The following is a 20,618-nucleotide window of genomic DNA, read 5'->3' on the forward strand; positions in this document are numbered from 1 at the left end:
TATTTTTATTCGACATTCAATTCGGCGATTAACTGCTTGAATTTATGCCCTAATTGAGGGTGTGCAATACCATAATGCAAAACAGCCTTCAAATAGCCGAGTTTACTGCCACAATCAAAGGTCTCGCCTTTCATACGATATGCTTCAACTGAATCAGTACGCTGCAACATTGCAATTGCATCGGTCAACTGGATTTCATTCCCTGTGCCCTTAGGAGTTTGTTCCAATAACTGCATAATTTTAGCTGGTAGAATATAACGCCCAACGACAGATAAATTTGAAGGAGCTGTCCCCACAGCTGGTTTTTCTACAATACCCTGCATAGCGATGCTTTCCCCTTCTAAAGGCGAACTAGCAACATCAACAATACCATATTGATCAACTAAATGTTCAGGAACAGCTTCAACCATAATTTGTGCTGCTTGTGCAGTCTCATAACGCTGAATCATACAGGCAAGATCATTTTGGTCTGATTTGGCTTTTACTAATACATCTGGAAGTAGTACAGCAAAATCATCGGTTCCAATAATACTTTTGGCGCACAAAACAGCGTGACCGAGCCCTAAGGGCTGTGGCTGGCGAATACTCACTACACTAACGTGTGAAGGTAAGATCTTAGTAATTTCTTTCAAAAGATCAGTTTTATTTTTCTGTGCTAAGGTTGTTTCGAGTTCAAAATTTCGATCAAAATAATTTTCAATAGAAGCTTTCGATGAGTGTGTAACTAAAATAATTTGTTCAATTCCAGCCTGAACCGCCTCACGTACAACATACTCGATTGCAGGACGATCGACGACTGTAACCATTTCTTTTGGAATAGATTTACTTGCAGGTAAAAACCGTGTACCTAAACCAGCAACAGGTAAGATGGCTTTTTTAATCATGACACTAAACTCAAAAAATTATTAAATTTAAGACTTAACTTGATCTTCAGATTTTTTTGTTGCGTTGCCTTGAAACAGGGATGGACCAACATGACCAGGGGCATTAATTCCTTCACGTTTTGCCATTACTGCAACCGTTCTAAACATAATTTTAAAATCGACCAAGGTATTGTGGTTGTCTACATACCAGACATCACACTTAAAGCGTTCTTCATAATCTAGTTCATTTCGACCACTGACTTGCGCAAGTCCCGTCATTCCAGGTCGAACTTCTAGACGTCGTGCTTGCTCTGGAGAATAAAGCTCTACAAAGTCCTTCAGCATTGGCCGTGGACCAACAACACTCATATCGCCCTTTAACACATTAATGAGTTGCGGCATTTCATCCAAAGAAGTAGAGCGTAATTTTTGCCCAAATGGTGTAATTCGCTTTTCATCAGGTAAAGGATTACCGTCTTGATCAAAAGCATCTTTCATCGAACGAAATTTTATCATTTTAAAAAGTTTGCCATTTTTCCCAGGACGCTCTTGGCAATAGAATATTGGAGACCCCAAATTTTTACGTACTTTGTAAGTAACCAAAAGAAAAATTGGCGACAGTAATATAAGTGCTATTGCTGCAATAACAATATCAACAAATCGTTTCATCTATATTATCTAAACCCATAATTTCAAATAGCTTTTTATTGACTTTGTAAGCATCAAAGTTTTTCTGTGCTATTTTATAACTCTCTAAACCCATAACATTTATCATTTGGGGATTTTCAATAAAATAACACATTTTTTCTGCTAAAGCTTCTGGATTCCACTTAGGTACAAGAAAACCATTTAAACCATTAACAACAGTTTCTCTACAGCCAGGAACATTAGTTGAAATTACGGGGCGGCCAATTGCCATTGCCTCTTGCGTACTACGTGGTACACCTTCACGATACGATGGTAGAACAAAGACACTTGTTTTCATAATCCAATCTTTAACATTTGTAACATAGCCTGGATACTCGAATAATTTTTCTTCAATTAGCTGATCCAACTGCTCTTGCTTTAAGGCACCCATATTTTGATGATCAATTTCTCCCAATATAGTAAAATGAGCATTTGGATATTTTAATTTTACAATACGTATAGCTTGAATAAATTCAAACACTCCTTTTTCTTTTAATAGCCTCCCAATAAATAAAAAGTTAACTGGATCAAATGAAGCTATAGAATAAGGATATTGCTCAAGATGTAATCCTATTCCACCCAAAATATGTACCTCTGGTACTTTTATACTATATTTATCTATCAAGTCATGTTTATCATCAGAGTTAAGAAAAATAATTTTATTTAAACAAGGAAAAGCTAATTTATATAAATACACTTGTATAGTTTTAATTAATTTAGTTTTTTTTGCAATCCCATCAGGTTGATCAGTAAAGGTATAACCCAAACCTTCCAACATTCCAATGATTAATGGTACTTTAGCAAATTTAGCCGCTATACTTCCATAAATTACAGGCTTCGCAAAATATGAAAATACAATATCAGGTTTGAGTTTATATAATTTACGTTTCAATTGAAAATAAGATGAAATATCTAAAAAAGGATTCAAACTACCACGGCTTAACTCATAGGTCACAGGTATAGCACCAAGGGCTTTAATTTTATCTAAACACTGCTCTGTATACTCAGATGTAAATGCATATACATTATGCCCCTCAGATATTAGTTGCTTAATTAAATCAGCTCTAAAACCATAAAAACTAGCACCAGTTGTACCAATTAATGCTATTACTTTTTTATTCTTCATATAAATTAATCCATTGTTCAACAATACTATTGAGTGCAAGATTTTTTTTTATAAACTCCAAGGCACCTATATTATTTCTTTTAATTTCATCTACACTTAAAGATATTGACTTATCTATTCCCTCAGCGAGTAATTTAGAATTTCCTTTTGGAACTAGTGTACCAAATCCACCCATAACCTCTTTTACACCGCCACAATCTGTAGCAACAACAAATGTCTCACATGCCATTGCCTCAGCCACAACAAGACCAAAACCCTCATATTTTGAAGATAAAATAAATAAATCTGCTGCAGACATTAGCTGTGGTATATCAGTTCTATGTCCCAAAAAATGGATTTGACGAGTTAATTTACTCTCTATTAACTCTTGCTCTAGAGTTTTTCTAAGTTCACCATCTCCCACAACAAATAAATGCATTTTTCTTTTGTTTTGACGATTATTTAATAAAATTTTAAATGCATTAAACAAATTTGGATAATCTTTAGCTTCATGTAAGCGACCTACAGCCAATAACATAAGATCATCGTCAGATAATCCCAGTGACAAACGTAAAATATTATCTGTAATTCTACATTTTTTAAAACGATCCAAATTAATACCATTATAAATAGTTTTAATCCCATTGTTAGGTACCGCACCTAAATTCATAAAATTCTGTGATGCAGACTGACTAACATTAGTAGTAAGATCCGACATGTGATGTGTCAATCTATAAGCAAGCATTCGGCCACGTCCACCTTCATTGTTACTATGAGCAGTACAAATAAGCTTCGGTACAGGTGCAAAAATTCGGGAAATACGTGCAAAAATATTAGCATGAACCATGTGTGCATGTACAATATCAGGTTTATAATTTTGGATTAATAAATTATAATTATTATATGAAAATTTTATGTTTTTTATAGAATCAAGTCCAAGATTTACAATTTCTATATCACTATTTCTAGGCCGAACTATAATCGGCCCCTTCAATAAAGCAATTTTAACCTGATATCCTCTTTCAAACATTTCATCAGCTAAATCTACTACCACTCTTTCTGCCCCACCACTACCCAAACCGGTAATAACGTATAAAATCCTCATAAGACAAAAAAACCTTTAACATACTGGTTTAAAATTTCAATTGCTTGAATATCAGAAACATTTAGTAAACTAGAGTAAGAACCACAGAAAAATAATATAGCAAATATTATATTCAACATTAATAAAAATATAACATCCTTGTATCTTGATTCTTTTACTAATAAAATCAAGATAAATGGCATTATACTATTAAACATTCGACCGGCGATTGGTGTTAAAAAATATGATGTCAAAAATATGATCGCTCCAAGAATTGAAAATTCGTATAATTTTTTGTTACTTTTATCTCCCCATAAGTATATATAAATTAATGTTAGCAAAAATACTACAAATGCACCACCACTACCACCAATTTGACTACTTCCTGTATACTCATCCCCTTGCCGTAAACCAAAAAATTTCGCTACTAAAATCGCTATTAGCGAAAAAACAAACATCCATATAAAGTTTATAATAGCCTTTTTATTTAAGCTAACATTTTTTAGAAATATAAAGTTTAAAAAATAAAAAAATAAAAAAATAAAAAAAATTGAATGAAATAACGAACAAATAAATAATGTTAAAATAACTTTCTTTTCATCTTTTAAGTAAAAAAAGGCAATTATAAAAAATGCTGTTGCTAAGCCCTGACGTAAAGCTACAAGCTCATTTTGTAAAATATAAGGAATTGTAACAGATAACAACAAACCCAATATAAAAGTTAAGGGGTTTTTAGATTCAACTGCAATTACATAAAAATATACAGTTGTAATAATGTAAACAAATAAATGTGGTATTAATTGAAAATCTATATAATTATTTAAGAAGAAATTAAAATATAAAAAAAATGGTTCATTAAAAAACAAAATTATTCCAGGGTATGTAGATATAATGCTTTCAGACGTAGAGGCATATACTAAATAGTTTTCTCGATCACGAAATAATTCATTAGGCAATAAAGATAAAAAGTTTACATAAAGCAACCCTATTAATAAATAAACCAATAATAAAAAAAATTTTTTATGAGACGTTTTTATTGATTTCATACAATATTTTCCCAAAAAATAATAATACGGTCTATTCCAAAGTTATCTTTCATCTTTAAATTTTCATTAACCAAGGCACTAAACTCATATTCATTTAGCTTTGCCATACTCATTAATGCTGAAGCTAACTCATCAATGTTTTGCTTTTCTACTAAATAACCATTTTGATTTGTTACAAGCTCTGCAGGACCTGTATCACAATCATATGCAACTATTGGTAAACCATAACTTTGAGCCTCTAAAAGAACCATTGGAAGCCCTTCAAAACGAGAACTCAGACAAAAAAATGATGCTTTTCTATAAAATTTATCTACATTTTTTTGTTGCCCAACAAAATCTATTGAGTTTTCAACATTATTTTCTTTTGCCATCTGCCTTAAGAAACCATCATCCTCACCACTTCCAACTATAGTGATTCTCCATTCTGGTAGTTGTTTTGAAATTTTTGCCCAAGCACCAATTAAATGATCAAAACCTTTTTGATGAGTTAAACGACCTATACTCAGAATATTTTTAAATTCGAGAGAGGGTACATGACTCTGGTATTGAAATGGACTAGGATTTGAAATTGCTACAACCTTATCCGTATTAGATAAACCAAATTTGGCTTCCCAAAATTGCTTATCACGTGACGTTAAAGTCACTATTTTTGTGCACCATTTAGATGCCATCCATCGCCCTAAATCACGAAAATAGGAACCAAGGTTAACTTTAATATTAAAATGTTCCCAGCAGATATGGTTAACTTTAAGTCCGAAGCAAGCAGAAACAGTAAAAACACAACTTATACTATCTACTACTACTAACGTATCTATATTATGAGCTATTATATACTTTCTTATTTTAATTATCGTGCTAAAAAAATGACTCCGCTGTGAAACGTACTTATCAAACAAGGAGTCAATAATAATACACTGATTCAATTCAAAAAAAGGAGAATGCCCTTCATTTAGCGATAGAATATGAATTCGATGCTTATTAGATAATTTATTCGCGATTAATGATGTCACCCTTTCTGTTCCTCCAGAATGGTTAACATTTCCTATCAAAAAACAAATATTTTTCATTTAATATTTACCAAATCTTCTTAAAATATAGCGGTATACTCTTATTAATATGTTCTCTTTTTCTAAAGTCCATGATTTTTTCCAATGATGAATTGCGTAAGTATTTGAAGTAATATGCTTAAACATTAGTTGATTAATAGGGTAGCTCTCAATAATATGATATGGGTAAAAATATTCTCGATCAAAAATAATATACTCATCTTTATTGAAATTATTATTCTTTAGAACCGTTGCTAAAACAAATGGAATAGTCATAAAATAGGTAGAATTATCATAATATTCCAACATAGCTCTCAATATTGAATGTTTCTTAACTGAACCCAAAACTGCACTATTAGGAGCATTCTTTTCGATATCTTCATATGCCGCAAAAAACTTATTATATAATAATGGTTCGAAATCCTTCACAACTTCGATATCAGTGTCTAAGTAAATACCGCCTTCAGTGTATAAAGCAAAAATTCTGACATAATCTGCTACAAATGCATATTTCTTTTCATCCATTGCTTTTTTAACCATTGGGTGATCCATTGGTGAGTTTTCTTCATTCCACAATTTAAATTCCCAGTCAGTTAAATAGACATGCCATGTCTCCATACATTCCTTTATTAACGGAGGATATTCTTTCCCACCGAACCAACAAAAATGTACAATTTTAGGAATCATATTTTTACACCCATAATTTTTTTAAAAAAATAAACCAAACTTCTATAAAGAATAAAATTTAAAAATTCCATACTTTTGGGATAGAGTTGATAAAATGATATAGCAAATTTAAACCCTCTACTATTAATAGACTCTTGGAAAAGATTTTTCGACAATTGATTTAATGTCATATCAATTAACAAAGGATTTACTTCTCTTTTTTCAACCAAGTATTTAATAACATTACAATAACTATTAAAAAAGTATGAACTTTTTTGACCTATACTACTACCTTCACGAATACGATAATTAACCAATATTTTATTACAATGATAAATTGTATCTACTTTTAAGTATAACATCGTAAATAAATAGACATCTTCTAATAGTAATTTTTCAGGAAAAAATTCATAAATAATCACTTCACGCTTGATTATTCTTAACCAAGGCATCCAAGCACATTCTGAATAAATTTCTATTAGATTTTCTTGAGTAGCTTTATAAAGCCCTTCTGTTAAAGTTGTATATATTTCACGTACAAAAATATTAGACCTATCTAAAAAGGCTCGTGCTCCGAAATTTAAAATATCAGGATTATTTTTCAACATTTTAAGCACCGTTTCAATATAGTCCTTTTGGACGTAATCATCCGGATCTAAAAAGCCTATATATTCACCTTGTGCTTTATTTATACCAAAATTTCTTGCAATGCTTTGCCCTTGATTTTCTTGATGAAAAATCAATAAATTATTACATAAATTAGTTGCCAATTTATCTTTATAACATTTAACTATATCAATTGATTTGTCTTTTGTTCCATCATTGATGAATATTAGCTCAACATCTTCTATCAGCTGAGGAATTAATTCATTTAAAAATTCCTCAATGTAAGCCTCTACACCATAAACAGGTATAATAATACTTAGCTTCATATACAGATCTAACCATTAATACATTGAATAAGTTGACAAACTAAAAACTCTTTTATGAGTATCTAAAATAAGACCTTTTTGATAAAAATAATTAAAAAGTGTAGCTGATAGAATTTCTGTTATTAATATAGAATAAACTGCTCCATACAATCCATAAAAAAATATTAAAAAACAAGTTAAACCAATATTAAATACTACTAAAAAATTTGTTTTAACTTTAAGATAATCAAAAGCCTTAAATTTAATCAAATATTTTTCAGAAACAGTTGAAATTCCAGAAAAAAAGCACACTATAACCATCAGCAATAATATATCATTAACCTCCTTAAATTCACTACCATAAAGATAATAAACTATCGCCCCCCCAAATATTGCAAAAAAAATAAATGCAAAAACAGATATTATAATTATCATTAAATTTAGTTTAGCCACCATCTTTTGACTTATTTCAAAATTTGGCTCAATATATATTTGCGTCATATAAGAAGATATCAATGCTGTTAAAACAAAATAAAAACTTGTACCCAATGTTACAGCTACAGTATAAATCCCTAACTCATACTGTGATTTCATCCCTAAAAACATCTGAGCAGATTTAGTGAAAATTGCTACTGAGAGTGTATATAATACCAATTTTCCGCCTACTTTTACCATGTATTGTCTATATCTATTAATTTTAAAATTTATTGTTTTTTTATTTGATTTTCTTATTTTAGAATAAATTCTTCTACGCAATAAAAACGGTATCAGCGATAATAAAATAATAGGGAGGCATAGCCACTCAATCGCCAACTGAAATTTTGCTATAATATAACGAATAAACAACGATAAAAGCAGAGCAAAAATATTGCATAATGTATTTATTTTTGAATTTAAGATTGCATTAAAATAAATACTATATACATCATGCAAAGAAAAATAAATTGCAACAAATGAAGCAATAGAGAATATAAATGTTAATCTATCTGTATATAGAAAAATAAATACCAAAAGACTGCTTGAAAAAAATATATATATTGCATTTCTAATAGGGATGGTTGCTTTAATTATTTTTTCACCTATCACTCTATTTTGACTAGATTTTTTAAAAAGAATATTCTCTGATCCAAACATCGCTGCTGTTTGAATAATTGCAAAGATTGCAGTTGCAAAAGTCAGTTTTCCAAAATTTTCTGGACCTATATATTTTGCAACAAAAGAGGTAACAAATATTAATCCAAAAATAGAAACAACTTTTTCAGACATCATCCAAATCGAATTTTTAAATACTTTATTATTTAATTTTTTTCTTAAATTCATTACTTACAATCTGATATCACTTTGTGTTTTATTTAAAACATATTTTAAATCATACAACACATGTCTTTCTTTACCCAATGCATTGAATTGACTTGCAGTCATGGTTTTAAATTCATCATGTGAAACTGCCAAAACAATTGCATCATATAAACCATGCTCTAAATTTTGAATAGGAGCTAGACCATATTCTTGTTCAACTTCACTTGAATTTACCCATGGGTCATAGATATCTAAAGCTAGATCATATTCTTTTAATGCTTTTACCATATCAACAATTTTAGTATTGCGGATATCTGGACAATTTTCCTTAAAGGTTAACCCCATCACTAAAATACGCGCACCAACCACCTGAATCCGCTTTTTCACCATCTCTTTAATTAACTGGGTTGCAACGTATTCACCCATTCGATCATTCAAACGTCGCGCAGCTAATATAATTTCAGGATGCAACCCTATAGACTGGGCTTTATGGGTTAAATAATATGGATCCACCCCAATACAATGACCACCCACTAATCCTGGACGAAAAGGTAAAAAATTCCATTTGGTACCTGCGGCCTTAAGTACTTCTTCAGTATCAATTTCTAATTTATTAAAAATAAGAGCTAATTCATTTATTAAAGCAATATTGACATCTCTTTGAGTGTTTTCAATTACTTTTGCTGCTTCAGCGACCTTAATACTAGGAGCTTTATAAGTTCCAGCTTGTATAATCAATTGATAAACTTGATCGATATAATCAGCAACCTCTGTCGTAGAGCCTGAAGTAATTTTTAAAATATTGGTCACACGTTTTTGTTTATCGCCTGGATTGATACGCTCAGGGCTATAACCAACAAAAAAATCCTGATTAAATTTTAAGCCAGAAATTTTCTCTAAGACAGGAATACAAACTTCCTCTGTCGCACCAGGATAAACCGTAGACTCATAAACAACGATATCGCCTTTTTTTAACACTGTACCAATGGTTTCAGATGATTTGATTAAAGGCGATAAATCTGGCTGTTTGAAATCATCAATTGGCGTAGGAACCGTAATGATATAAAAGTTGGCTTCAGCTAAATCTTCTATCTTGGCCGTGTAACTCAAAAATACTGTTTGTTTTAATTCTTCTGATGAAATTTCTAGAGTATGATCAAATCCAGCTACCAGATCTTCAATCCGTTGCAGGCGGATATCAAAACCGATCGTCGGTGCATGCTTTCCAAACTCAACCGCAAGCGGTAACCCAACATAACCTAGCCCAACGATTGCAATGTGGAGTTGTTCGAGTTGAAACATATGAGCCCTGATAATGATCAATTAATCTATGAAGGAAATATAACAAAATACGCCTTTGTAAGATATGAAATATAGCAGATCCTACATGATGTATCTTTGAATTATACAATTTAACGGCTAAAAACCTACATCAAATTTTAATTATGATCTACAATCCTGTTAGAATTTTGATTCTAATTAACAATGAATTACAAACAAAGGGTTTAGCTGTGAAGTTTAAGAGCACCTCACTACTACTAAGTATATGTATTTTAAATATTTCTGGATGTGCTATTACTTCTGGACTTCAAACAGGTCTTCAAACTTATGATATTCCCGACCAAGGACAATTTACAACAGACCAAGGCGCAAACATCTCTGTCATTCAGTTAACACAAAATAATCTATCATCTATAGGCTCAACAACTAATAAAAATGTAGATTCAAATCTCGCTTCCCTCTTCCATGCTAAACATAATTTATATCGTTTGAGTCCAGGCGATATCCTTACTGTAAGGCTTTGGGCATATCCAGAAATTACACCTTCTGTTCAAGATGTTAATAGTGCTAAGGCCGTCGGTTATGTTATCGACACCAATGGTAATATTTTCCTCCCTCTGGTAGGAAAGATTCAGGCTTCAGGAAGAACGGTTTCTGAACTTAATCAAATTTTAAATGTACAATTCTCACACTTTTTAAAAAAACCAGATGTTATCGTTCGTGTCCTTTCATATGAAGGTAAACGTTATTTTGTCAATGGTCAGGTTATGAAGAGTGGCGAATATCCCTTAACAGATCAACCGATTAGTATCTATACCGCTCTCGGAATGGCAGGAGGAGTCAACGCTGAAACAGGAGATAACTCGTCTATCCAATTAATTCGGAATGGAAAGATTTTTGATTTAAATGTGTTAAATTTAGAGAAGCAAGGCTATTCTTTACACAATTTACTGATCCAGCCAAATGACACGATCTACATTAATAATAAACAAAATAGAAAAGTCTACGTGATGGGGGAGTCGAATAAAAGTCAGGCCCTTGAACTACGTGATCAAGACATGACATTGAGTGACGTATTAGGTGAAAGTGAAGGGGTTAATCCTTATTCTGCAAGTGCAGCGCGTATTTATGTCATGCGAACCAACTTACAAACCAAATCTTCAACCATGTACCATCTAGATTTAAAAAGTCTCGGCAATCTAGCTCTAGCCAATCAATTTCAAATGCAAAAAAATGATATTGTGTACATTGATGCAACTGGATTAACTCGTTGGCAACGTGTGATTGGTCAGATCGTACCATTTGCTAGTGCAATCTATTCATTCCAAATGCTTGGAAACAACTAACACGATAAATTTTTGAAATATATAAGAATTTAATGATCCCATTTCAGGATGAATAGACCATGTAATTAAATAAACTGAAATAAATAGTTATTAATTGCATAAAAAAATTGAGACAAATTTAAGGCATCATAATGAGTCAAGTAACACAACCAAATTCAGATGATCAGATTGATTTAAAAGAGTTATTTTTTTCACTAATAGAGCAATGGAAAATTATTGTTCTTTGCATTTTTTTTAGTTTAGTATGCGCACTGTTATATTTACAGAGTGCAAATAAACAATATCAAACAGATGCACTGATACAAATTAAATCAACCAAAGGAAATTCTCTAGCTGGGTTGAGCTCTGAAATGATGGCTATGGCTAGTCTAGCAGGTATATCAGGAGCTGGTGGAGGTGCCAACACGCAAGCTGAAATTGAGTTGTTAAAGTCTCGTACAATTTTAGGACAAGCTATCCAAAACTTACATCTGGATTTACAAATTCAAGCTCAACAGGGATTCTTTTCAAATCTACTTTCAACTGAAAATTATCTCAATACATATTCTACTCAGGGTGTTTTACTCACCACTAAAACACAAAGCATTTATTTCTCAAAATTGGAAGTTCCTCAAGCTTACGAAAACAAGCCCTTAAACTTAGTATTAAAGCAGGGTCAATATAAAATCTATGACAAAAAAACAGAACAGCTTTTAGTTCAAGGACAATTGAACCAATTTTTCAGTAAAAATGGTTGGAAAATTCATATTACTGGACCAACTCAGCTACAACAAGAGTTTTTAGTTCAGAAAAACTCCTTAGCAGCTGCTATGTCAAATATATTAAAGAACTTCAGTGCCCAAGAAAAAGGTAAAGGTACTGGTATTGTAGAGCTTACCTATCAAGGTGAAAATAAAACCAATATTCCTGAGATCCTTAACACGGTACTTAATATTTACAAACAACAAGACATTGCTCGTAGCGCTACTGACAAAGACCAACAAGTCAAATTTTTAGAAAAACAACTTCCTGAACTCAAGACAGACTTAAACGCTTCAGAAAGCCAATTTAATCAATTTAGAGAGAAATATGGCACAATTGATGTAAAAGAAGAGTCCGAGCTTTATTTAAAGCAAACAATGCTACTAGAAACTAGTCGAATTGAACTTCAACAAAAGCAAGCCGAACTCAGTGCACAATATACCAATGAGCACCCAGCTATGGCTGCGATTAATGCTCAATTAGAAACAATTAATAGTAAGATTAATGAACTAAATTCAAAACTTAAACAACTCCCTGAAATTCAACGTCAATACTTGCAATATTATCGTGATGTTGAAATCAAAACTCAGCTCTATACTAGCCTACTGGGTACTTACCAAAGCTTGAATGTTGCCAAGGCTGGAGAATTAGGCAAGGTTAGTATTGTAGACTATGCTGTAGAACCCGTTAAACCTATTAAACCTCGTAAGCTAATTGTTTTAATCCTTTCAATCTTTGTTGGTGGTTTTATTGGGGTATTGTTTGCGTTACTACGTAACATTTCAAAAACAGGGGTGAAACATCGTGAAGACATTGAACAAGCAACAGGGCTTAAAACTTATGCTGAATTAGTACAAAACCGTAAAAGTACTGGCTCTTCTATACAATCTCTTTCAACACTGATTCCGACCTTACGCTATCAATTACAGAAAAAACAACATAATGTCGCGTTACTTAGCAGCATTGTACCTGACCAAAACCAAACCGCTATTGCTCAACAATTAGCCATTCTTATGAGCCAAACAGGACAAAAAGTCTTATTGGTGGACAATGATCTCAAGCAGGGGCAACTTGCTCAAAGCTTGAATGCTACTGCACAGGTAGGATTATCGGAATACTTACGTGGACAAGCTGAATTCAATCAGATAATCCAAAATACTACGTATGCCAATCTTAGTATAATTACCTGCGGTATTAATAATCATGAAACTTCTTTAGCTATGTATCCAACAAGATTGGCGCAGTTATTACAGCAGGCCAAAGAGCAGTATGACTATGTTATTTTAAGTGCAGCACCGATCTTGGCAAATGCAGATAGCTTGAACTTAGCTCAATATTCTGGCTTTAACCTAGCATTAGTCCAATATGCGAAAACCCAGTTGAAAGAGATTGAACTCGCCAAATCACAATTTGAAAATGCTGGACATACCATCGATGGCATCATCTTCGATCAGATTCCTGCATATCAAAGTAAAAATTATCAAAACTAAACTTATTCATCATCATTAAGCAAAGACAGGACGTATGATACGTCCTGTCTTTTTGGTATTTCTCTAAAGGATTGAAAGCATCTGATCCTTATACAAAAATCTACTTTTTTTCTTAATTAAACATTCTACGCATAAATCTAGACATGCTAAGATCAAAAATATGTTTTATTAGAACACCTCATTCTAGGATATCTCATGAGTAAAGCCTTACCCATCGCTGTTGCTGTAATTTTAGGCGGTGCTGCACTTGTTCCAGTTTATTATGCAACCAAACACCCTGAAGCCATCACATCAAAAGCCTCTAAAAATGCTTCTGCTGTTGAAAAAATTAGCTATGCATTAGGTTATGAAGTTGCACACCAAACACCACCTGAACTCGACATTAACAGCTTTGTGACAGGCGTTCGTGAAGGGCATGCACGCACACAGCCAGCATATACCGAGCAAGAACTACAACAAGCTTATCAGCAATTCCAACAAGAAATGCAGCAGAAACAAGCTGATCAAGCCAAAAATGCGCAAAGTGCAAGCGATAGCTTCCTGACAGAAAATGCCAAAAAACCAGGCGTTAAAACGACTGCTTCTGGTCTGCAATATATTATTACTCAAGAAGGGACTGGCAAACAGCCTGCTGCCGACTCTGTGGTTACTGTACACTACACAGGTAAACTGGTTGACGGCAAAGTTTTTGATAGTTCAATTCAACGTGGTGAGCCAATTGAGTTCCCACTCAATCAAGTGATTCCGGGTTGGACCGAAGGCCTACAACTGATGAAGGAAGGTGGCAAAGCGACTTTGTTTATTCCTGCAAAATTGGGCTACGGCGAACAAGGTGTTCCAGGCACTATTCCTGCTAACAGCACACTGATCTTTGATGTTGAATTGATTAAAGTAAAATAAGAAATTGAGGAGAGCTTAGCTCTCCTTCTTTCGCTTTAGATCGTCGGTTTTATACAAAATGGGATTTTAATCAACTAGAACCGTTTTATGGGCGATAAAGTCCTAGACTGACTGAATCTGAAGACACTACAAAATAAAAAATATTGTCGACCATATTCCTGATATTTTCGAATATGGCGACATGAAAACTCCTTAGGAAGATTGAATGAAAATACACATACTGTTGGCATCTACCCTGCTATTGAGTGCCACCGCTTTCGCCAAGCCCATTACCACCAGTAGCTCTCCTTCAGAACAAGTCGGTTATAGCTTTGGCTATTTGATGGGTCGTACCAATGCTGAGTCAATGAAAGATTTAAATCTAGAAGCTTTTATTCAAGGGCTTCGTGAAGCAGCTCAGGGAAAAGATGCCTCTCTCACTGATGAGGAAATGGCACGTATTTTAACTCAATATAAAAAGCAGGCTGAAGCGCAACAGCTGTTAGAGTTAAAAAAGCAAGCTGAAACAAACAGTAAAATTGGCAATGCTTTTCTGGCTGAAAATGCCAAAAAGTCAGGCGTACAAACCACTGCTTCAGGTCTGCAATATCAAGTACTAAAAACTGGTACAGGTAAAACCCCGAAAGTGAGTTCTAAAGTCAAAGTCGACTATGAAGGGCGTTTAATTGATGGGACAGTTTTTGATAGCTCGATCGCTCGTCAGCATCCTGCCGAATTCCAAGTCAATCAAGTCATTCAAGGTTGGACGGAAGGCTTACAATTGATGAAAGAGGGCGCAAAATACCGCTTCTTTATCCCATCCAATCTTGCCTATGGTCAGATTGGTTCTGGCGATATTATCGAGCCAAACAGCACCTTGATTTTCGATGTCGAATTGTTGCAAGTATTGCCTTAAAATAGAAGGGACTGCAATCAGTCCCTTTTTTAACTCTAAACTCGTTGTTTTGAAGATGATCCATCGATCATGGTCGAAGATCTCGCGGGCGGAAACCCATTAAAATTAATCCGATCAGGTAAGCCACCACCCCAAGGACACACAAGCCAATCACTTCAGCCACACGCATCCATTGTGACACTGCACCATCATACCAAGTTAAACCATAAGCCAAAGCTGCAATCATCACGATATTGGCCACTCCATATTGTAAAAACAGTTTTTTCCAATGTGGACCAAAACGGAAAATATGACGTTTATGCAAATAGAAATACAGCATGCCCGCATTCACCAGCGCTGAACCTGAAGATGCGAGTGCCAATGCCATGTGTTCAGCATGCCAATCAATGAGTTTAAAGAAACCAATAAACACCACGTTTAAAATGGCATTGGCTGCAACGGCCATTAAACCGACACGAACTGGGGTTTTGGTATCTTGCTGAGCATAGAAACCCGGGGCAAAGACTTTAATCAACATAAAGGCAATCACCCCAGCACTCATACACTGCAAAGCCAGTGCCGTCATTTGGGTATCTTCTACAGTGAATTCACCACGCTGGAACAAGGCTTGAATAATTGGGGTCGAGAGCATAAAGAGCGCAATACTTGCAGGCAGTCCAACCAGTACAATCACCTTGGCAGCCCAGTCCATCATGCCACGGAATTTATGTTGATCCTGCTCTGCATGACGTGCCGACAGAGACGGTAAAATCACCGTACCAATCGCCACACCAATCAATCCTAATGGCAATTCGGTCATACGTTCCGCACTATAGAGCCATGACACCGATCCGTCCTGCATAAACGATGCCCAGATCGTATTCAGCAATAAATTGATTTGGGTCACTGAAACACCGAACAAGGCCGGCAACATCAACTTCATGATGCGATCAACCCCTTCATGCTTAAAGTCGACCTTCGGCGGAATCAATAAATTCTTGCGCCACAACTCTGGGATCTGGATCGCCAGCTGCAACACACCAGCCGCAACCACCGACCAACCCAACGCCATGATCGGCTGAGCCATATACGGCGTAAGCCACCATGCCCCTGCAATCATCGCTACATTGAGTAAAACAGGCGCAAAGGCAGGCGTCGAAAAAGACCCATAACTGTTCAGGATGCTACTGGCAAAAGCTGTCAGTGACATGAACATCAAGTAGGGAATGGTGAGGCGGAACATGCTGACCGCCAGATCAAATTTTTCTGGATCTGAATGGAAACCAGGCGCATAAATATACAAAACAGCAGGCGCAGCGACCATCGCAATAAAGGTCAGCAAGGTCATCACGGTGAGCAAACCACCAAACACCCGACTAATCAGAATCTGGACTTCTGCGTGTGTCTTACTGGTTTTATACTCGGTTAAAACAGGAATAAAAGCCTGTGAAAACGCCCCTTCCGCAAATAAACGCCGAAAAAAATTGGGGATACGGAAAGCGACGACAAATGTATCGAAATCCTTACCTGCACCAAACACATTGAGCAAGACGATATCGCGGACTAAACCAAGTACCCGAGACAACATGGTCATTGCACTGACAATAAAGGTCGATCGCCAAAGCGCCATCGTAACCACCCAGTAAAAAAATTAGTCGCTATTGTAATGAAACTTGTGAAAGAAAATCGTTGTTAAATGATTAATCTCAACGGAAATGTCTTTTTATTTTGCATTCTTGATCTGTTGGATCAAGGTCCGTAACTTGACCCAGTCAAAGAACGGACCTGGATCCGTTTTACGCCCTGGCGCAATATCGGAGTGCCCTGCCAGATGCTGTTGAATGGCAGGATAAGCTTGCTGCAAGCTCACAATTACTTGCGCTAAAACCTGATATTGCTGTTCTTCAAAAGCCGTATCATCACTGCCTTCAAGCTCAATGCCAATGGAATAATCATTACATTCCTGCTGCCCCAAATAAGCTGAACGTCCCGCATGCCAAGCACGTTGCGCTAAATTCACAAATTGCAGTACTTCACCCGTACGCAGGATCAGCAGATGTGCCGAAACCTTGAGTTCTTGAATGCTTTCAAAATAAGGATGCTCGCTCGGATCCAGCTGGTTTTGGAAAAATTGCTGGATATAGCCTCCCCCAAACTGCGATGGTGGCAAACTGATATTATGAATCACCACCAATTCAATTTGGGCTGACTCAGGTCGCTGATTAAAATTGGGCGATGGAATTTGCTTCGCACCGATGAGTTGACCATCGACAACCTGAAAAGATGGAGCCTGCTGCATAATCCATTCCTAATTATATGGAGGGTTAATCGGTATTTGCACCATGCTAAAACTTTCATCATGAAATCTCAAATCTACAGAATAAACTGCACAGAACAAATCTATTTGCATCAGAACAGTGTTAAGATAACGCGCAATTTTCATGGGTTAAAAAAGACACGGAAAGACTATGAGCATTTCTCCAGCGTTGCTTGAACAATCAATTCAAATCAATATTCAACAAGCACTCCAAGAAGATATTGGGGATGGGGATATTACGGCTTTATTGACCCCTGAAGATGAGCAGGCAACGGCAACCATTATTAGCCGCGAAGACATGATTTTAGCGGGTCAACCGTGGGTCAATGCCTTAATTCAAGCTTTTGATGCTTCGGTTCAGGTGACTTGGTTAAAACAAGATGGTGATCAAGTGCGTGCCAATGAAGCTTTTTTAAAACTTGCTGGCTCGGCACGCAGTTTATTGACAGTTGAACGCCCTGCTCTGAACTTTATTCAGACGCTATCAGCCGTGGCGACAAAAACTGCGGATTATGTCAAACAACTGGCTGGTTTAAATACCAAACTTCTAGACACGCGCAAAACCATCCCTGGTTTACGTATTGCACAGAAATATGCGGTTGCAGTCGGTGGTGGACAAAATCACCGCTTAGGTCTGTTTGATGCTTTCTTAATTAAAGAAAATCACATTATGGCTGCGGGTGGCATTGCTGAAGCGATTGCCAAAGCCCATCAAATTGCACCAGGCAAACCTGTAGAAGTTGAAGTGGAAACTTGGGATGAATTGAACCAAGCGCTTGAAGCTCAAGCAGATATCGTGATGTTGGATAATTTTAGTCAACAACAAATGATTGATGCAGTTCAACATGTGGCAGGACGTTGCAAACTGGAAGCCTCTGGCAACATTACCATCGACAATTTACGCCAAGTGGCTACCACCGGTGTTGACTATATTTCGATGGGTGTACTCACCAAAGATGTCAAAGCGATTGATTTATCCATGCGTTTTAATGGTTAAATCTTGGCTAAACTATGGCGATCATCGATTAAATTGATCGCCTATCTTTTAAACACATAAAGCCGATTGAAATTAATCTCGAAAGTTTTATAATCGCGAGCTATCTTTTCTCCCCCATAGCAACTGTTATGAATATTTGGAAACAGCAAACCTTATTTTTGCTGATAGCACTCGTGTCTGTGGCTTTTTTTTGTCTCTATCCAGCCCTGCCACGAATTCTGAAAAATCCAGAAATCTATTTTCAATATAATGGCGCTCGGCATTTTGTCTCTGTCCTGATCAATTATGCATTAATTTCTTTTATTTACTTATTGTTTAGAAAAACAATTATTACCATTTTTTTTAGCCAATTTATTTTCTTATTACTGATTTTTATCAACACACAAAAAGAAAAATATTTATCTGCTAGCCTCGTTCCCAGTGATTTCCTACTCATTAAAGAAACCTTTATCGTCGCTCCTTGGTTACTCAAATTTTCGGTACTTACAGGCATTGTCTTATGTATTGCACTGATGGTGTTTCTTTACAGTAAAGAGCGCCTTGAGAAAAAACGGCTCTTCTTTTCTAATGCCTTCTTATCACTTCTAGGTTTAGGCTTTCTGATCAGTGCCAACTTTAGCAATAATTTTAACCAATTATGTAAACAGAACCAATTAGGCTGGCTCTGCGAATATCGTCAAGATTTTCCCAACACCCGAGGCGATTGGGTTGGCGACCATCTCACCATTCAGAAAATTGGCTTTATCCCCTTTTTCTTTTCTAAATCCGTAGATAGCTTAAATACTCAACTATTTACAGAGAATATCCCAGAGCCAACCATCAAAGCGCTGTATACCCCTTTTAGCCAAACTACAACGACTGCCACACATGCTGAACAACAGCCCAATATTGTGATGATCATGAGTGAGGCACATTGGGATGCCCGTCAGTTAGGCAAAAGCATTCCGCAAAACATCACGCCAACGTTAGATCGCTATCAAACTTCACAGTTGCTTTCTCCAGCTTTTGGTGGCGGTACGGCCAATGTCGAATTTGAAGTACTGACCAGCTTGAATATTTACCTCAACCATAATGAGCTGATGTATGTATCCAAACTCAAGCGTCCCACCTATTCTCTAGCCACCTATCTGAATAGTCTGGGCTATGACACCACAGCCATGCATAACAGCGGCAAGTTTTTTTATAACCGCAATAGTGTCTATCAAAACTTGGGCTTTAATCGTTTTACTTCTTTGGAAAATATGACCAGCGCACAAGATCGTGCCAAATATATCAATCAAGCCGGCTGGGCAACCGATGATTTGCTCTATCAATCAATCCGCACACAACTCAAACATACCGAACAACCCCAGTTCATTTATGCGATTACGGTAGAAAATCACTTTAACTACAATGATGATCGTTACGGCAAAGATCATTTCAACATTGAGCAACAAGGACTCAGTGACCGCTCAAAACGCCAACTGAATACTTATCTCACTGGCTTACAGCGCGCTGACCAACATGTTGAAAAATTACTGCAAGATTTAAAACAACTAGAACGTCCAACCATTGTGATTTTCTTTGGGGATCATTTGCCGAATTTAGGACAGGTCTATGATGACTTGCATTTCTTTGCTTCAGAGCAAGAAAAAGCAGAAAAGAAAGATGTGAAATTTTTCAGTACGCCATTGGCTGTTTGGAGCAACTACCCAATCAATCGCAGTCTTTTCCAGCAAAAAAATATTGCCGCACATTTTCTGGCACCGAAAGTCCTCACCGCTGCACAACTACCACTTCCGCCTTATTATCAATTTATTCAGGAAGTGAATTCTTGCTACAGTGCAATTCACTCAACAGGAGTTGAACTAAATCCTGAATGTAAATACCCGCATCCGCAACTGTTGAATCAATATAAAGATTTAAATATGGATGTGTTAAATGGCAAAAATTATACCTATCAGCTTTTAGCAAAAAAGTAGGATA

The 20,618-nt window shown here is 35.6% G+C and carries 18 protein-coding genes; 6 read left to right on the plus strand and 12 right to left on the minus strand.

What is annotated here, in order from left to right; all coding sequences use genetic code 11:
- Nucleotides 1–5 precede the first annotated feature (5 nt).
- Genes galU through tviB form a run of 10 tightly spaced genes read right to left on the minus strand, consistent with a single transcriptional unit; the run spans nucleotide 6 to nucleotide 10,009 of the window.
- Entirely contained in the window at nucleotides 6–884 is an 879-nt protein-coding gene (gene galU, locus GWK51_RS14180) for a UTP--glucose-1-phosphate uridylyltransferase GalU (RefSeq protein WP_161934192.1), read from the minus strand.
- A gap of 27 nt (nucleotides 885–911) precedes the next feature.
- Nucleotides 912–1,532, minus strand: a complete 621-nt coding sequence (locus tag GWK51_RS14185; RefSeq protein WP_161934193.1) for a sugar transferase — start codon at nucleotides 1,530–1,532, stop codon at nucleotides 912–914.
- The gene (locus tag GWK51_RS14190) at nucleotides 1,516–2,676 is read right to left on the minus strand and encodes a glycosyltransferase family 4 protein (protein ID WP_161934194.1); all 1,161 of its coding nucleotides are present in this window, start codon (nucleotides 2,674–2,676) and stop codon (nucleotides 1,516–1,518) included. The genes GWK51_RS14185 and GWK51_RS14190 overlap by 17 nt, the downstream gene beginning before the upstream one ends.
- Nucleotides 2,666–3,760, minus strand: coding sequence for a glycosyltransferase (locus tag GWK51_RS14195; RefSeq protein ID WP_161934195.1), 1,095 nt, complete (start codon nucleotides 3,758–3,760; stop codon nucleotides 2,666–2,668). The genes GWK51_RS14190 and GWK51_RS14195 overlap by 11 nt, the downstream gene beginning before the upstream one ends.
- Nucleotides 3,757–4,785: an EpsG family protein gene (locus tag GWK51_RS14200; RefSeq protein ID WP_161934196.1), complete on the minus strand. Its 1,029-nt coding sequence runs from the start codon at nucleotides 4,783–4,785 to the stop codon at nucleotides 3,757–3,759. The genes GWK51_RS14195 and GWK51_RS14200 overlap by 4 nt, the downstream gene beginning before the upstream one ends.
- Nucleotides 4,782–5,852, minus strand: a complete 1,071-nt coding sequence (locus GWK51_RS14205) for a glycosyltransferase family 4 protein (protein WP_161934197.1) — start codon at nucleotides 5,850–5,852, stop codon at nucleotides 4,782–4,784. Before GWK51_RS14205 ends, GWK51_RS14200 begins: the two co-directional genes overlap by 4 nt.
- Complete coding sequence (locus GWK51_RS14210; protein ID WP_161934198.1) at nucleotides 5,853–6,518, minus strand: glycosyltransferase family 32 protein; 666 nt, start codon at nucleotides 6,516–6,518, stop codon at nucleotides 5,853–5,855.
- A complete protein-coding gene (locus GWK51_RS14215) occupies nucleotides 6,515–7,429 on the minus strand; it encodes a glycosyltransferase family 2 protein (protein ID WP_161934199.1) in 915 nt (304 codons plus the stop codon). The genes GWK51_RS14210 and GWK51_RS14215 overlap by 4 nt, the downstream gene beginning before the upstream one ends.
- A gap of 15 nt (nucleotides 7,430–7,444) precedes the next feature.
- Nucleotides 7,445–8,728 (minus strand): MATE family efflux transporter, encoded by a 1,284-nt coding sequence (locus GWK51_RS14220; RefSeq protein WP_161934200.1) that lies wholly within the window; start codon nucleotides 8,726–8,728, stop codon nucleotides 7,445–7,447.
- 3 nt (nucleotides 8,729–8,731) lie between these two features.
- Nucleotides 8,732–10,009 carry a Vi polysaccharide biosynthesis UDP-N-acetylglucosamine C-6 dehydrogenase TviB gene (tviB, locus tag GWK51_RS14225; RefSeq protein ID WP_161934201.1) on the minus strand — a complete coding sequence of 426 codons (1,278 nt, stop codon included), beginning with the start codon at nucleotides 10,007–10,009 and terminating at the stop codon, nucleotides 8,732–8,734.
- A 209-nt stretch (nucleotides 10,010–10,218) separates the two neighbouring features.
- Between tviB and GWK51_RS14230 the strand changes: the two genes are divergently transcribed.
- From GWK51_RS14230 to GWK51_RS14245, 4 genes are all read left to right on the plus strand, one after another.
- A complete protein-coding gene (locus GWK51_RS14230) occupies nucleotides 10,219–11,334 on the plus strand; it encodes a polysaccharide biosynthesis/export family protein (protein WP_171519187.1) in 1,116 nt (371 codons plus the stop codon).
- A gap of 131 nt (nucleotides 11,335–11,465) precedes the next feature.
- Entirely contained in the window at nucleotides 11,466–13,565 is a 2,100-nt protein-coding gene (locus tag GWK51_RS14235) for a GNVR domain-containing protein (RefSeq protein WP_161934202.1), read from the plus strand.
- Between the two features lie 195 nt (nucleotides 13,566–13,760).
- Complete coding sequence (locus GWK51_RS14240) at nucleotides 13,761–14,465, plus strand: FKBP-type peptidyl-prolyl cis-trans isomerase (RefSeq protein WP_142769823.1); 705 nt, start codon at nucleotides 13,761–13,763, stop codon at nucleotides 14,463–14,465.
- A gap of 205 nt (nucleotides 14,466–14,670) precedes the next feature.
- On the plus strand, nucleotides 14,671–15,360 hold the full coding sequence (locus GWK51_RS14245) for an FKBP-type peptidyl-prolyl cis-trans isomerase (protein WP_161934203.1): 690 nt from the start codon (nucleotides 14,671–14,673) through the stop codon (nucleotides 15,358–15,360).
- A 67-nt stretch (nucleotides 15,361–15,427) separates the two neighbouring features.
- On the opposite strand, the gene murJ is transcribed toward GWK51_RS14245, so the two are convergent.
- On the minus strand, nucleotides 15,428–16,978 hold the full coding sequence (gene murJ, locus GWK51_RS14250; RefSeq protein ID WP_171479154.1) for a murein biosynthesis integral membrane protein MurJ: 1,551 nt from the start codon (nucleotides 16,976–16,978) through the stop codon (nucleotides 15,428–15,430).
- Between the two features lie 84 nt (nucleotides 16,979–17,062).
- Nucleotides 17,063–17,638 (minus strand): 1,6-anhydro-N-acetylmuramyl-L-alanine amidase AmpD, encoded by a 576-nt coding sequence (gene ampD, locus GWK51_RS14255; RefSeq protein ID WP_161934204.1) that lies wholly within the window; start codon nucleotides 17,636–17,638, stop codon nucleotides 17,063–17,065.
- A gap of 169 nt (nucleotides 17,639–17,807) precedes the next feature.
- On the opposite strand from ampD, the gene nadC reads away from it, so the two are divergent.
- Nucleotides 17,808–18,653, plus strand: a complete 846-nt coding sequence (gene nadC / locus GWK51_RS14260) for a carboxylating nicotinate-nucleotide diphosphorylase (RefSeq protein ID WP_161934205.1) — start codon at nucleotides 17,808–17,810, stop codon at nucleotides 18,651–18,653.
- A gap of 128 nt (nucleotides 18,654–18,781) precedes the next feature.
- Nucleotides 18,782–20,614, plus strand: a complete 1,833-nt coding sequence (locus GWK51_RS14265) for an LTA synthase family protein (RefSeq protein ID WP_161934206.1) — start codon at nucleotides 18,782–18,784, stop codon at nucleotides 20,612–20,614.
- Nucleotides 20,615–20,618: the final 4 nt, after the last annotated feature.

Origin of the sequence: Acinetobacter kanungonis (assembly GCF_009939195.1) — a bacterium.
Classification (GTDB): Bacteria; Pseudomonadota; Gammaproteobacteria; order Pseudomonadales; family Moraxellaceae; genus Acinetobacter; species Acinetobacter kanungonis.

Bases quoted from the DNA above. Each gene is read 5' to 3' on its own strand.
- GWK51_RS14240 (WP_142769823.1), top strand. From the start codon at position 13,761: ATGAGTAAAGCCTTACCCATCGCTGTTGCTGTAATTTTAGGCGGTGCT.
- GWK51_RS14190 (WP_161934194.1), bottom strand. From the start codon at position 2,676: ATGAAGAATAAAAAAGTAATAGCATTAATTGGTACAACTGGTGCTAGT.
- galU (WP_161934192.1), bottom strand. From the start codon at position 884: ATGATTAAAAAAGCCATCTTACCTGTTGCTGGTTTAGGTACACGGTTT.
- nadC (WP_161934205.1), top strand. From the start codon at position 17,808: ATGAGCATTTCTCCAGCGTTGCTTGAACAATCAATTCAAATCAATATT.
- GWK51_RS14215 (WP_161934199.1), bottom strand. From the start codon at position 7,429: ATGAAGCTAAGTATTATTATACCTGTTTATGGTGTAGAGGCTTACATT.
- GWK51_RS14185 (WP_161934193.1), bottom strand. From the start codon at position 1,532: ATGAAACGATTTGTTGATATTGTTATTGCAGCAATAGCACTTATATTA.
- GWK51_RS14265 (WP_161934206.1), top strand. From the start codon at position 18,782: ATGAATATTTGGAAACAGCAAACCTTATTTTTGCTGATAGCACTCGTG.
- GWK51_RS14245 (WP_161934203.1), top strand. From the start codon at position 14,671: ATGAAAATACACATACTGTTGGCATCTACCCTGCTATTGAGTGCCACC.
- GWK51_RS14220 (WP_161934200.1), bottom strand. From the start codon at position 8,728: ATGAATTTAAGAAAAAAATTAAATAATAAAGTATTTAAAAATTCGATT.
- GWK51_RS14235 (WP_161934202.1), top strand. From the start codon at position 11,466: ATGAGTCAAGTAACACAACCAAATTCAGATGATCAGATTGATTTAAAA.
- GWK51_RS14205 (WP_161934197.1), bottom strand. From the start codon at position 5,852: ATGAAAAATATTTGTTTTTTGATAGGAAATGTTAACCATTCTGGAGGA.
- GWK51_RS14210 (WP_161934198.1), bottom strand. From the start codon at position 6,518: ATGATTCCTAAAATTGTACATTTTTGTTGGTTCGGTGGGAAAGAATAT.
- GWK51_RS14200 (WP_161934196.1), bottom strand. From the start codon at position 4,785: ATGAAATCAATAAAAACGTCTCATAAAAAATTTTTTTTATTATTGGTT.
- GWK51_RS14195 (WP_161934195.1), bottom strand. From the start codon at position 3,760: ATGAGGATTTTATACGTTATTACCGGTTTGGGTAGTGGTGGGGCAGAA.
- tviB (WP_161934201.1), bottom strand. From the start codon at position 10,009: ATGTTTCAACTCGAACAACTCCACATTGCAATCGTTGGGCTAGGTTAT.
- ampD (WP_161934204.1), bottom strand. From the start codon at position 17,638: ATGCAGCAGGCTCCATCTTTTCAGGTTGTCGATGGTCAACTCATCGGT.